Source organism: Haemophilus sp. SZY H56, from assembly GCF_054332415.1.
Genome location: NZ_JBTGNX010000009.1, coordinates 85045 through 98442 on the forward strand (window position 1 = coordinate 85045; position 13398 = coordinate 98442).

General features: G+C 41.2%; 12 protein-coding genes, 3 tRNA genes, 1 pseudogene and 1 riboswitch. Of the genes and pseudogenes, 12 read left to right on the forward strand and 4 right to left on the reverse strand.

Annotation, left to right across the window (positions count from 1 at the left end):
- Positions 1 to 15: 15 nt before the first annotated feature.
- The 7 genes from waaA to ACXVWP_RS08030 all read left to right on the forward strand — a co-directional run bounded on the left by waaA (position 16) and on the right by ACXVWP_RS08030 (position 4503).
- Positions 16 to 1311, forward strand: a complete 1296-nt coding sequence (waaA, locus tag ACXVWP_RS08000) for a lipid IV(A) 3-deoxy-D-manno-octulosonic acid transferase (RefSeq protein ID WP_369866766.1) — start codon at positions 16 to 18, stop codon at positions 1309 to 1311.
- Entirely contained in the window at positions 1308 to 1784 is a 477-nt protein-coding gene (coaD, locus tag ACXVWP_RS08005; RefSeq protein WP_289902430.1) for a pantetheine-phosphate adenylyltransferase, read from the forward strand. Before waaA ends, coaD begins: the two co-directional genes overlap by 4 nt.
- Complete coding sequence (locus tag ACXVWP_RS08010; protein WP_005694824.1) at positions 1781 to 1993, forward strand: lipoprotein; 213 nt, start codon at positions 1781 to 1783, stop codon at positions 1991 to 1993. Before coaD ends, ACXVWP_RS08010 begins: the two co-directional genes overlap by 4 nt.
- A 13-nt stretch (positions 1994 to 2006) precedes the next feature.
- Positions 2007 to 4019: a DNA helicase Rep gene (gene rep / locus ACXVWP_RS08015; protein ID WP_289902431.1), complete on the forward strand. Its 2013-nt coding sequence runs from the start codon at positions 2007 to 2009 to the stop codon at positions 4017 to 4019.
- A gap of 160 nt (positions 4020 to 4179) precedes the next feature.
- Positions 4180 to 4273, forward strand: a tRNA-Ser gene (locus ACXVWP_RS08020).
- Positions 4274 to 4296: 23 nt separating this feature from the next.
- A tRNA-Arg gene (locus tag ACXVWP_RS08025) sits at positions 4297 to 4373 on the forward strand.
- A 53-nt stretch (positions 4374 to 4426) separates the two neighbouring features.
- A tRNA-Arg gene (locus ACXVWP_RS08030) sits at positions 4427 to 4503 on the forward strand.
- A 52-nt stretch (positions 4504 to 4555) separates the two neighbouring features.
- Here ACXVWP_RS08030 and ACXVWP_RS08035 read toward each other — a convergent pair.
- Together ACXVWP_RS08035 and nadR are read right to left on the reverse strand one after the other, a co-directional pair.
- Positions 4556 to 5236 (reverse strand): metallophosphoesterase family protein, encoded by a 681-nt coding sequence (locus tag ACXVWP_RS08035; protein WP_289902432.1) that lies wholly within the window; start codon positions 5234 to 5236, stop codon positions 4556 to 4558.
- Position 5237: 1 nt separating this feature from the next.
- Positions 5238 to 6344 (reverse strand): multifunctional transcriptional regulator/nicotinamide-nucleotide adenylyltransferase/ribosylnicotinamide kinase NadR, encoded by a 1107-nt coding sequence (gene nadR / locus ACXVWP_RS08040; RefSeq protein WP_289902433.1) that lies wholly within the window; start codon positions 6342 to 6344, stop codon positions 5238 to 5240.
- Between the two features lie 127 nt (positions 6345 to 6471).
- A riboswitch (FMN riboswitch) is annotated at positions 6472 to 6645 on the forward strand.
- 88 nt (positions 6646 to 6733) lie between these two features.
- On the opposite strand from nadR, the gene ribB reads away from it, so the two are divergent.
- Complete coding sequence (gene ribB / locus ACXVWP_RS08045) at positions 6734 to 7381, forward strand: 3,4-dihydroxy-2-butanone-4-phosphate synthase (RefSeq protein WP_289902434.1); 648 nt, start codon at positions 6734 to 6736, stop codon at positions 7379 to 7381.
- Between the two features lie 68 nt (positions 7382 to 7449).
- Here the strand turns inward: ribB and dusA are convergent, their stop codons facing one another.
- Positions 7450 to 8436, reverse strand: coding sequence for a tRNA dihydrouridine(20/20a) synthase DusA (gene dusA, locus ACXVWP_RS08050; protein WP_289902435.1), 987 nt, complete (start codon positions 8434 to 8436; stop codon positions 7450 to 7452).
- 3 nt (positions 8437 to 8439) lie between these two features.
- Positions 8440 to 9825: a chloride channel protein gene (locus ACXVWP_RS08055; protein ID WP_149785897.1), complete on the reverse strand. Its 1386-nt coding sequence runs from the start codon at positions 9823 to 9825 to the stop codon at positions 8440 to 8442.
- Between the two features lie 253 nt (positions 9826 to 10078).
- Between ACXVWP_RS08055 and rpsL the strand changes: the two genes are divergently transcribed.
- From rpsL to ACXVWP_RS08075, 4 genes and pseudogenes are all read left to right on the forward strand, one after another.
- On the forward strand, positions 10079 to 10453 hold the full coding sequence (gene rpsL / locus ACXVWP_RS08060; protein ID WP_005543325.1) for a 30S ribosomal protein S12: 375 nt from the start codon (positions 10079 to 10081) through the stop codon (positions 10451 to 10453).
- Positions 10454 to 10599: 146 nt separating this feature from the next.
- On the forward strand, positions 10600 to 11070 hold the full coding sequence (rpsG, locus tag ACXVWP_RS08065) for a 30S ribosomal protein S7 (protein ID WP_005699184.1): 471 nt from the start codon (positions 10600 to 10602) through the stop codon (positions 11068 to 11070).
- Between the two features lie 84 nt (positions 11071 to 11154).
- Entirely contained in the window at positions 11155 to 13257 is a 2103-nt protein-coding gene (gene fusA / locus ACXVWP_RS08070) for an elongation factor G (RefSeq protein WP_128787828.1), read from the forward strand.
- A gap of 66 nt (positions 13258 to 13323) precedes the next feature.
- A pseudogene (locus tag ACXVWP_RS08075) lies at positions 13324 to 13398 on the forward strand (GTP-binding protein); the annotation flags it as partial.

A 13398-nucleotide genomic window follows, 5' to 3' on the forward strand; every position in this document is an offset into this window, starting at 1 on the left:
AACCGAATTTATTTTATGTGGCGTTTTTTTTATACCAGTCTGATGTACTTGATTCAGCCTTTAGTATTGTTTTTTATGCTACTACGTAGTATTAAGTCACCTAATTATCGAAAGCGTTTAGGTGAGCGTTACGGGTTTTATGAAAGATTAAGTAAGCCTGCGCAAAATGGCGTAGTTATTCATGCAGCTTCGGTTGGAGAAGTGATAGCTGTAACGCCTTTAGTAAAGCGTATTCAGCAAGATTATCCACATTTACCGATAACGTTTACAACCGTTACGCCTACAGGCTCTGAACGAGTAAAAGCCGCGTTCGGGGAAAGTGTGACGCATTGTTACCTGCCTTATGATTTGCCCGATGCCATTCATCGTTTTATTGATTTTATTCAACCTAAAGTATTCATTGTGATTGAAACGGAACTTTGGCCAAATTTGATTGATTGTTTGGCTCATCGAAATATTCCTTTCATTGTGGCGAATGCACGTCTTTCTGCACGCTCAGCGAAACGTTATGGGAAAGTGAAACAATGTTTGCAACGTATGTTTTCTCAAATCAGTTTGATTGCACCACAAGACAATATCAGCGGAAAGCGCTATTTAGCGTTAGGCTACGAGAAAGAACGTCTACGATTAACAGGCAATATTAAATATGATCTTGTCGTTAGTGATGACTTATTAAAAAAAATTGCGCTGCTTAGTGCAGATTGGGTGAAAAATCGTCCTGTTTGGATTGCGGCGAGTACGCACGAAGGGGAAGAAGAACTTATTTTACATGCGCATCATTTGTTATTAAAAAAACATCCGAATTTGCTGTTATTGCTAGTGCCTCGTCATCCTGAACGTTTTAATCCTGTGGCAGATTTAATTGAAAAAGCCAACTTTCACTTTATTCGTCGTTCAACGGGGGAGATTCCTTCAGAAAATACCCAAGTGATTCTGGGTGATACCATGGGTGAGTTGATGTTGATGTATGGTATTTCAGATATTGCGTTTGTCGGCGGAAGTTTGGTCAAACATGGGGGACATAATCCTTTAGAGCCTTTGGCATTTAAATTACCCGTTGTGAGTGGAAAGTATACCTTCAATTTTCCTGAAGTTTTTACTTCGCTCTTAGAAGTGCAAGGTGTGTTGCAAATCAACTCAACAGAAAAAGCATTGTCAGAGATTATTGATAAGTTATTGAATTCGAAAGGAGCGCGTCAACGTTTAGGCAATGCAGGTTACGAGGTATTAATCGAAAATCGTGGCGCATTACAGCGTCTTTTAGATTTGCTTCATCCTTATTTAACCCATATTTCGGAGAACAATAAATGACAAGCGTAATTTACCCTGGCACGTTTGACCCGATTACAAACGGGCATTTAGATATTATTGCGCGAAGTGCGGTCATTTTCCCGAAAGTTTTTGTCGCGGTGGCGAATAGTCCGAGCAAAAAGCCATTGTTCTCATTGGAAGAACGCGTTGAGCTGGTGCGTCAATCGGTCGCTCATTTGCCCAATGTGGAAGTATTTGGATTCTATGATTTACTCGCGAATGAAATCAAAGCGAAAAAGATTACAGCAATTATTCGTGGCGTGCGTACAACGACGGACTTCGAATATGAATTACAACTGGCCGCGTTAAACCGTTTATTAACCGAGGGTGTGGATAGTTTGTTTTTCCCACCAACAGAAAAATGGGCGTTTGTGTCTTCCACGATTGTACGAGAAATTTATTTACATCATGGCGATGTGAAAAAACTGGTGCCGGAAGCTGTCTATTTAGCTTTAAAAGCACGTCGTGAATGAAAAAAACACTTCTGATTTTAACCGCACTTTTAGCGTTAACCGGTTGTGGTACGGTGGTGAAATTAATCGATCCATCGGAAAAATACACACCTTATGCGGGGGCGGCTTATGATTTAGAGATGGCACAAAAATGGGGCTTACCTATTTTAGATTTGCCACTGTCATTTTTATTAGATACCGCATTATTGCCTTATGCGTGGTCAAATTAATTTGCATTAAGATATGAAACTCAATCCTCAACAACAACAGGCTGTCGAATATGTCAGTGGGCCTTGCTTGGTGCTGGCAGGCGCAGGCTCGGGCAAAACTCGCGTGATCATCAATAAGATTGCTCATTTGATTGAACACTGCGGTTATTTACCTAAACAGATCGCCGCCGTAACCTTTACCAACAAAGCCGCTCGTGAAATGAAAGAGCGTGTAGCCCATTCCATTGGTAAAGAAAAATCCAAAGGATTGATTGTTTCCACTTTCCATACCTTAGGTTTCGACATTATCAAACGGGAATATAAAGCGTTAGGCTTTAAATCGAATATGACCTTGTTTGATGAGCACGATCAACTTGCCTTACTCAAAGAACTGACGGCAGATGTACTGCAGGAAGATAAAGACTTACTGCGTGAATTAATTTCTGTTATTTCCAATTGGAAGAATGATTTGGTTTCGCCAAAACAGGCTTATTCCTTAGCGAAAGATGCCAAATATCAAACCTTTGCAAAGTGTTATGAGCGTTATGCGGCGCAAATTCGAGCTTACAATGCGTTGGATTTTGATGATTTGATTATGTTGCCGACCTTACTCTTCAAACAGAACGAAGAAGTACGGTCAAAATGGCAGGAGAAAATCCGCTATTTGTTGGTGGATGAATATCAAGATACTAATACTAGCCAATATGAGCTCATCAAATTACTCGTCGGCGAGCGAGCTTGTTTTACCGTAGTGGGTGATGATGACCAATCCATTTATTCTTGGCGAGGTGCAAGACCGCAAAATATGGTGCGTTTACGTGATGATTTTCCGCATGTGCAAGTCATTAAATTAGAACAAAATTACCGTTCCACTCATCGTATTTTGCATTGTGCCAATATTTTGATTGATAACAACGAGCACGTATTTGACAAAAAGCTTTTTTCCAACTTAGGCGAAGGTGAAAAACTGCAAGTCATTGAAGCGAAAAATGAAGAACATGAAGCCGAACGAATTGTGGCGGAATTAATTGCTCATCGTTTTAGCCGTAAAACTAAATTCAAGGATTATGCGATTTTGTATCGGGGGAATCATCAATCCCGACTATTGGAAAAAGTGCTGATGCAAAACCGTATTCCATACAAAATTTCTGGTGGAACGTCTTTTTTCTCTCGTGCTGAAATTAAGGACATGATGGCCTACTTGCGTTTGGTGGTGAATCAAGATGATGATGCGGCTTTTTTGCGTATCGTGAATACACCGAAACGGGAAATTGGTACGGCAACATTACAAAAACTAGGCGAGTTAGCACAGGAAAAACATATTAGCTTATTTGAGGCGATTTTTGAGTTTGAACTCATGCAACGAGTCACGCCAAAAGCCTATGATGCATTGCAAAAATTTGGTCGTTGGATGGTGGAGTTGAACGATCAAAGTTTACGTTCCGATCCTGAAACCGCGGTGCGTTCGTTACTTTCTTCATTGCATTACGAAGAATATTTGTATGAGTATGCCACCAGTCCGAAAGCTGCTGAAATGCAGAGTAAAAACGTGGCAACCTTGTTTAGCTGGGTAGAAGATATGCTCAAAGGCGATGAGGTGAATGAGCCGATGAATTTAAATCAAGTGGTTACCCGTTTAACCTTGCGCGATATGATGGAGCGAAGTGAAGACGATGACGAGAGTGATCAAGTGCAATTAATGACATTGCACGCCTCCAAAGGCTTAGAGTTTCCCCATGTGTATTTAATTGGTATGGAAGAGGGGATTTTGCCTCATCAAACCAGTATTGATGAAGACAATGTAGAGGAAGAGCGTCGTTTAGCCTATGTGGGTATTACTCGAGCACAACAAACGCTGACTTTTTCTCTTTGTCGTGAAAGACGTCAGTTTGGTGAGTTAATTCGCCCAGAGCCTAGCCGTTTCTTGGCAGAGTTACCGCAGGATGATGTGCAATGGGAAAAAGATAAGCCAAAATTAACGGTAGAGCAGAAGCAACAACAAACTTCTAGTCAGCTCGATCGTCTGCGGGCAATTTTAAAAGGCTAGAGATGATTAAAATTAAAGTGCAGTGAGAAATTTATTTGTTTTTTCAACCGCACTTTATTTATGCAAAATGGAGATAAATCAAGCAACCAAAACGGCTTTTACAAAAAATGATTTGACTTATTTTCAAAAAAACGTATTATACCGCCCACAAACCGATTGTGGTGAGATGGCCGAGTAGGCTGAAGGCGCTCCCCTGCTAAGGGAGTATGGGGTCAAAAACTCCATCGAGGGTTCGAATCCCTCTCTCACCGCCATTTGTTGTTAGTTTTATTATTCTGCACCCGTAGCTCAGCTGGATAGAGTACTCGGCTACGAACCGAGCGGTCAGAGGTTCGAATCCTCTCGGGTGCGCCATTTTAAATCGACTCTATCAGTTAAAATGGTCACGAAGAATAAAACATCACTACGCACCCGTAGCTCAGCTGGATAGAGTACTCGGCTACGAACCGAGCGGTCAAAGGTTCGAATCCTTTCGGGTGCGCCATCTTCTCTCTTCAAATTTTTCTTTTTATCAAAACAATTAATTCTTTATTTGATCATTTTTCTCGATCATCAATAGTTTTTAATAAATAATTTCCTTGTACGTCTGTGACACTTCTAAAACCGACATTCGTGATTTTATATGGGAAATTTGTCTTATACTCGACGTTATCGTGGTGATGACCATGGAAAACGTGTCTTACCCCTAATTTTTCAGCAAGTTGATTAATCACACGAAATCCCATTGGATGGGGCTTCGGTGCCTCATGGCAAATTAGAATATCGGCTTGCTCGTTTTCAATGGCTTCGATATCAGAAGGGAAAATAGACGTGCGATGACGCAATGGTACACCACCACGCCAAATTTTTTCTTGCGGGCTATATTGGCAATAGTGGATGGGATCAAAATACATCGGTTTATTGGGAGGCATCCAGATTTGCCCTCGGAATACGCCACCTAGGCCAGCAATACGTAGACCTTGGATTTCAACAACACGATTATGTAAATTACGTGATTTCCAATGTGTACCCCAAATCGCCTCAAATGCGGCGACGGTTTTGCTATCATGGTTGCCGTGAATAAACCAAATATCACAATAGTTTGCGAGTTTATCTAATTCATCAGGCGAAGAAAGTTGCAAGTCACCCAAAATAATCAGGGCAACGTTATCATTTTCTTGCACGAAAGGATAAAGATGTTCGTAACTTCCGTGCGGATCGCCTGCGAATAAAATCATCTTATTTCCCTGCTAAAATTTGTTTGCTATGTTGCAGATCATCTAGTACTTCATCATTGAGCACTTTTTCAATCACTGATTTTACTTGGTTATAGCGATCTAAGTAACTTGGAGACTCAATTTCAATATAGGGTACTTTATATTTATCGAGTAATTTTTTCAATAATTGCTGGAATTGTTGGCGTTGTTGCTGACTACCTAAACTGCGCAAACCGTCATCCACCCATTTAGTATTATTTTTTAAGAGAATTGTTACATCAAACGGATATTCTTTGATCATGGAATCTAAGAATGGATGAGCTTTTCCTTCATATTGAATACAAAATGCTTGTGTTGTGATGAAATCTGTATCAATAAAAGCAATTTTGTGTGCGTGTCGGACGGCATAATCAATATAATGCTGATGGCCGAGTGCCATTTGTGGATAGTCGGAATATTGCATGGCTTGCTCATCGCCACCTAATTTCTCAAAGACATATTCCCGACCATATTCCCATGCCGAAGTGGTATTAAATACGGCTGCCAGTTTGCTGACTAACACACTTTTACCGCTGCTTTCACCACCTAAAATAGCAATAGTCTTTGCAAAGAACGGACGGACTTCTTTCGGAATGAATTTCCAATATTGGAAAGGTGTAGTACGAATTTTCGTGGCGGATACATTAAAGAAAGAGCGATCAGGATCCACTAAAGAAACTTCAAGCCCTAAGTATTTTTCGTATGGCGCTTTGTCTTGCGGCTCACTGCTAAATACCATCGTAGGGGTAAATTGTTTTTCTTCAAATAGATTTTTTACCGCCTCACTCCAAGCTTGCCAGCCATTCGGATAGCTTGGGATGCCATCTTCTACTAAGTGATGGATAAAAATTTGATTTTGTTGATATTTAAAGATTTGTTGCATCCAACGAAGACGATCCTGTACTGTTGGCATACGTTTCATTTTGCTATCGTAAAAGAGTTTTAAGTCACGTTCTGTATCGCTACACACAATTACGTGAAGCTCATCCACTTTACTGAATGCCTCATAAATCATATTAATGTGGCCGGTATGAACCGGGTAGAATTTCCCAAAAATTACACCCACTTTTTTATCGTGTTTGTTCGACATAATGTATCCTTCGCTAAATGACCACTGCGAGGTGGCTGAATAGTCCTATTTTATGCAATCTTTGTGCAAATAAAAACATTTTTCATTGAATGATTTTTTACAGCGACATTTTGCGTTATACTACGACCTGCATTCTCAGGGCAGGGTGAAATTCCCTACCGGTGGTGATAGCCCACGAGCGCTTAAAAGTGCGGACAGTTTTGATCATGTTTTTGACGAAATTGTTTCTGATCGTTTTAAGGTTAGCAGATTTGGTGAAATTCCAAAGCCGACAGTATAGTCTGGATGAAAGAGAATAAAACGGATTGGGTTCCCAATTCCGTTCTGTTTATTTGCATTTCTCAGCCCTGATTCTGGTTAATTTTAACGTAACAACAAAGGAAATTACGATGAATCAGTCAATTTTATCTGCATTTGGTGCGACCGGCGAAGAACGGGTAATTAACGCATTGAACGCATTCAAACAAGGTAATGGCGTATTAGTATTGGATGATGAAGATCGCGAAAATGAAGGCGATTTAATTTTCCCAGCGGAAACCATTACCCCAGAACAAATGGCAAAACTTATTCGTTATGGCAGCGGTATCGTGTGTTTATGTATCACCGATGAACAATGCAAACAGCTTGATTTACCGCCGATGGTTGAGCATAATAATAGCGTGAATAAAACCGCGTTTACCGTGACAATTGAAGCAGCAGAAGGTGTGTCAACAGGTGTATCAGCACAAGATCGAGTAACAACCATTAAAGCTGCGATTGCAGATCAGGCAAAACCGACAGATCTTCATCGTCCAGGCCATGTTTTTCCATTACGCGCCGCAGAAGGGGGGGTTTTAGCCCGTCGCGGTCATACCGAAGCTTCGGTTGATTTAGCGCGTTTAAGTGGTTTTAAGCCAGCGGGTGTGATTTGTGAAATCACGAATGATGATGGCACCATGGCGCGTGCACCAGAAATTATCGAATTTGCGAAAAAATTTGGTTATGTGGTATTAACGATTGAAGATTTAGTGGCATATCGTCAGAAATATCAGTGCTAATTAAATACTCGGAAAAAAAGTGCGGTCAGAAAATTTGTTAAATTCTGACCGCACTTTGCATTTTAGGCTTAATTCGTTTCCACAAAGCTTAATGCCGTTTCAACCACTTCAATTCCCGCCCCTTGCTTAAAGGCATTTTCACTTAAATAGCGTCGCCATTGTCTTGCTCCTTTGCAGTTTTGGAATGCACCGAGCATATGTCGAACGATATGATTTAAATAAACACCTTGGCTCAGTTGCTTTTCAATGTAAGGGAACATGGCTTCCACCGCTTGTCTTGGTGTGACGATATCCGCATTGGCATCAAAAAGCATTTGATCAACATAGCCCAATAACGACGGATTTTGATAAGCCTCACGCCCAACCATCACGCCATCAACAAATTGTAAATGATGTTTCATTTCTTCGATGGTTTTAATGCCGCCATTAATTGCAATAGTCAACTGCGGGAAGTTTTTTTTCAATTGATAAACACGCTCATAATCCAAAGGGGGAATCTCGCGATTCTCTTTTGGGCTTAATCCTGAAAGCCAGGCTTTTCGTGCATGAACAATAAATTCTTGGCAGCCTGCGTGATGGACTTTTTCGATAAAGTCGCAGAGAAATTCATAGCTATCCAAATCATCAATGCCAATACGAGTTTTCACGGTGACAGGAATATTCACGACACGTTGCATTTCTGCAATACATTCTGCTACTAAATTCGCTTTTGCCATTAAGCAAGCACCAAACATACCATTTTGCACGCGGTCAGACGGGCAACCCACATTCAGATTAATTTCATGATAGCCTCTTTCTTCGGCTAATTTGGCACAATGTTTAAGCTGTGCGGGATCACTTCCACCAAGTTGTAAGGCAACTGGGTTTTCTTGCAAATCAAAATCTAAATGATCGTATTTGGCATGAATAATGGCGGGAGCCGTAACCATTTCAGTATAAAGCAACGCATGTTTACTAAATTGGCGATGAAAATAGCGACAATGGCGTGTTGTCCAATCTAACATTGGCGCAACGGAAAAGCGTCCACGATAAAAGTGCGGCTGATTTTCTGACATATTTTATTTCTCTTGAATTTTGTTACGGCGAAGATCTTCTGCTTGTTGTTCCTGCATTCGTTGGCGGAAACGTCCAGCCGCAAAGTGGTAAAAAGGTTTCGGACTAAATTGGCGCGAAATTATGGAGGCAATAATACTGGAAATCAAGAGCCAAATCAGCACGGGTTGGGCCCCCGTCATTTCCATTACTACTACGCTGGCTGTCACAGGGGATTGTGTGCCTCCAGCTAAAAAGGCTGCCATACATAAAATGACCAAGAAACGTTGATCGACCATGCCGTTACTGATTTCCCATAACATAGTGCCGATACCCGCACCAGTAGTGAGAGATGGCGTAAAAATTCCGCCCGCGATGCCATTCCAATACGTCGTAACCGTTGCGAAGAGTTTTAGTATTCCCACTTCAGGTGAAACGAGTTGTCCTTCTAATGCTCTTGCAACCACATTATAGCCCGTTCCATAAGTTTGCCCTTCGCTGTAGGTACCCATTGCGGCAAGTACTAAACCGAGTAATAAGGCAATGTAAATTGGGTGTTTGCGGATCCAATCACGCCATTTGAGTGGAGAAAGCCCCGCGAGCCCTTTGGCAAGGAGTCGTCCAAATATACCACCCAGTACACCGCAGACGATGCCACAAATGGCAAGCCAAAGATATAAATAAGGAATAGAAGTCGCACCTTTATAGGCTGGAAAGTAAGGGCTATTGCCTTGAATCGCCACTAAAATAAAACCGGCCGCTAATACACCGAGTAATACACGCCTTTCCCAGCGTAACATCACGCCTCGACCAAGTTCTTCAATGGCAAAAATGACCCCAGCTAAAGGGGCATTAAAGGCGGCAGCAAGACCGCCTGCTGCACCGGTTGCGATGAGTTCATTCGTACTTAAACCACGGAAAGCGAAGTTATATTTACGACAGAAATTTCCCCAAGCGAGCATAACCGCTGCACCCACTTGAACAGAAGGCCCTTCACGTCCAACAGACGCACCGATAACCATTGCAAAGAAAGTAAGTGGAATTTTCCAAATGGTTTGGCGAAATTTAACAAGTTTCGTTTTATAGCCACTGTAAGGAAGATTGATGGAGGCAATCACTTGTGGAATACCGCTGCCACCAACATAAGGTGTGTATTTGGCGGTAAACCAGGTGAGAAAAGCAAGACCAAGCGGTAAAACGATCCAAACGGTGAGAGGATATTTAGCAGACCAATAGGCATTAAATTCAAGTCCGATATCGGCGAGTTTCGCAAATCCAAAGGAAAATAGGGCAACAAATGTCGCACCAATCAGTAAACATACAAATTCGAGTGTTTTATGAGAGATACGATGGGTTTGTCGAAGCTTTTTATGATAAAAATAACGTAAATGGTAGAGGAATGAACGTAACATAAATTTTGCCCAAAATTATTTTAGTTAAAATTATAAAACCCCAACTAAAGACAGGCAATTAATTTAAAAGGACCGCTCATTTGGCGTAGCTTTTTTGACAAGCGATCCTCTGCGATCCATTTTTGTTTAAATATTGACAATACTAGGTGAAACCATTAAAATTCAGCGTCTATTTCTTCTGTCTATTGGATGGAAAGATAGATTTTGTAACAAACATTCTATTATGAATAACATTTAAACTGGAGCTTTTTTAATGGCAACTATCAACCAGCTAGTACGCAAACCGCGTGTGAAAAAGGTTGTAAAAAGTAACGTTCCTGCATTAGAGGCTTGCCCGCAGAAACGTGGTGTGTGCACTCGTGTATACACAACTACACCTAAAAAACCGAACTCAGCATTACGTAAAGTATGTCGTATTCGTTTAACTAATGGCTTTGAAGTAACTTCTTACATCGGCGGCGAAGGTCACAACCTTCAAGAGCATAGTGTTGTGCTTATCCGTGGTGGTCGTGTTAAAGACTTACCGGGTGTGCGTTACCACACTGTACGCGGCGCATTAGACTGTGCAGGCGTTAAAGATCGTAAACAAGGTCGTTCTAAATACGGCGTTAAACGTCCTAAAGCTTAATGGAACTCCGTTAAGTAAGGCCAAACGTCTAAATTAGTAAAAATTTAAATCAGAAACTCCAGTATCACATTAGCTCACTTTAAAGTGCGGTTAATTTTTATAGAGTTTTGGATATCCTGAAGATTAAATATACGGAGAAATTCGCAATGCCACGTCGTCGTAGTGTTGAACCACGCAAGATTCTTCCAGATCCGAAGTTCGGTTCAGAGTTACTTGCAAAATTTATTAATGTATTAATGGTAGACGGTAAAAAATCCGTTGCTGAAACCATCGTTTACGGTGCGTTAGACAAACTTGCAGAACGCACAGGTAAAGAACCTTTAGAAGCATTTGAAATTGCACTTGAAAACGTTCGCCCAACTGTTGAGGTTAAATCTCGTCGTGTTGGTGGTTCTACTTACCAAGTGCCAGTTGAAGTACGTCCAGTTCGTCGTAACGCATTAGGTATGCGTTGGATCGTTGAAGCGGCACGTAAACGCGGTGATAAATCAATGGCTTTACGTCTTGCAAATGAATTATCTGATGCATCAGATAACAAAGGCGCAGCAGTGAAAAAACGTGAAGACGTTCATCGTATGGCTGAAGCTAACAAAGCATTTGCTCACTTCCGTTGGTAATACGCTTTTAAAATTTAAGGGCTTCATCCTCGATGAAGCCTTACCCTTATATAAACAGATATTAAACTTAACAAGGTTATAATAATGGCTCGTACAACCCCTATTGAAAGATATCGTAATATCGGTATTAGTGCGCACATTGATGCTGGTAAAACTACTACCACTGAACGTATCTTATTCTACACTGGTGTAAGTCACAAAATTGGTGAAGTACACGATGGTGCAGCGACAATGGACTGGATGGAACAGGAACAAGAACGTGGTATTACCATTACCTCTGCGGCAACTACCGCATTCTGGTCTGGTATGTCACAACAGTTCCAACAACACCGTATCAACGTTATCGATACCCCGGGACACGTAGACTTTACTGTTGAAGTAGAACGTTCTATGCGTGTTCTTGATGGTGCGGTAATGGTTTACTGTGCGGTTGGTGGTGTTCAACCTCAGTCTGAAACTGTATGGCGTCAAGCTAACAAATATCAAGTTCCACGTATCGCGTTTGTAAACAAAATGGACCGTACTGGTGCTAACTTCTTACGTGTTGTTGATCAACTTAAAACTCGTTTAGGTGCTAATGCTGTTCCTCTTCAACTTCCAATCGGTGCAGAAGAAAGCTTCACTGGTGTTGTTGATTTGATCAAAATGAAAGCGATCAACTGGAATGAAGCAGACCAAGGTATGACTTTCACTTATGAAGATATTCCTGCAGATATGCAAGCAGCTTGTGAAGAATGGCGTCAAAACCTTGTTGATGCAGCAGCTGAAGCAACTGAAGAATTAATGGAAAAATATCTTGGTGGTGAAGAGTTAAGCGAAGAAGAAATCAAAGCAGGTCTTCGTCAACGCGTATTAGCAAACGAAATCATCTTGGTAACTTGTGGTTCTGCATTCAAAAACAAAGGTGTTCAAGCAATGCTTGATGCGGTTGTTGAATACTTACCAGCACCGACTGATATTCCAGCAATCAAAGGTATCAATCCAGATGAAACTGAAGGTGAACGTCACGCAAGCGATGATGAGCCATTCTCTTCATTAGCATTCAAAATTGCAACTGACCCATTCGTAGGTAACTTAACCTTCTTCCGTGTGTACTCAGGTGTAATTAACTCTGGTGATACCGTATTAAACTCTGTACGTCAAAAACGTGAACGTTTTGGTCGTATCGTACAGATGCATGCTAATAAACGTGAAGAAATCAAAGAAGTTCGTGCGGGCGATATCGCTGCAGCAATCGGCTTAAAAGATGTAACTACGGGTGATACATTATGTGCTATCGATGCACCAATCATCCTTGAGCGTATGGAATTCCCAGAGCCAGTAATCTCTGTAGCAGTAGAACCTAAGACTAAAGCTGACCAAGAAAAAATGGGTCTTGCATTAGGTCGTCTTGCTCAAGAAGACCCTTCATTCCGTGTTCACACTGATGAAGAATCTGGTGAAACCATTATTTCTGGTATGGGTGAGTTACACTTAGATATCATCGTTGACCGTATGAAACGTGAGTTCAAAGTGGAAGCTAACATCGGTAAACCACAAGTATCTTACCGTGAAACTATCCGCACTCGTGTTAACGATGTGGAAGGTAAACACGCAAAACAATCTGGTGGTCGCGGTCAATATGGTCACGTTGTTATCGACTTATATCCATTAGATCCAGAAGGTCCTGGTTACGAATTTGTAAACGAAATCAAAGGTGGTGTAATCCCTGGTGAATACATTCCTGCGGTTGATAAAGGTATCCAAGAACAGCTTAAATCTGGTCCGTTAGCGGGTTATCCAGTAGTCGATCTTGGTGTACGTTTACACTTCGGTTCATACCATGATGTTGACTCATCTGAATTAGCGTTTAAATTAGCCGCTTCTTTAGCATTTAAAGCAGCATTCGCTAAAGCAAACCCAGTTCTACTTGAGCCAATCATGAAAGTTGAAGTAGAAACTCCACCTGAGTATGTTGGTGATGTAATCGGTGACTTAAGCCGTCGTCGTGCTATGGTTAACGGTCAAGAAGCGAACGAATTCGTTGTTAAAATCGATGCAGAAGTTCCACTTTCTGAGATGTTCGGTTATGCAACAGACTTACGTTCACAAACTCAAGGTCGTGCATCATACTCAATGGAACCATTAAAATATGCTGAAGCCCCAACAAGTGTTGCTGCTGCAGTAATTGAAGCGCGTAAAAAATAATTTTTTGTAACAATCCGCTCTAATAAGTTGAATGGCTTATAGAGCATTTTCTAGGAAACTAAACAAATGTCTAAAGAAAAATTTGAACGTACAAAACCGCACGTAAACGTGGGTACAATCGGCCACGTTGACCACGGTAAA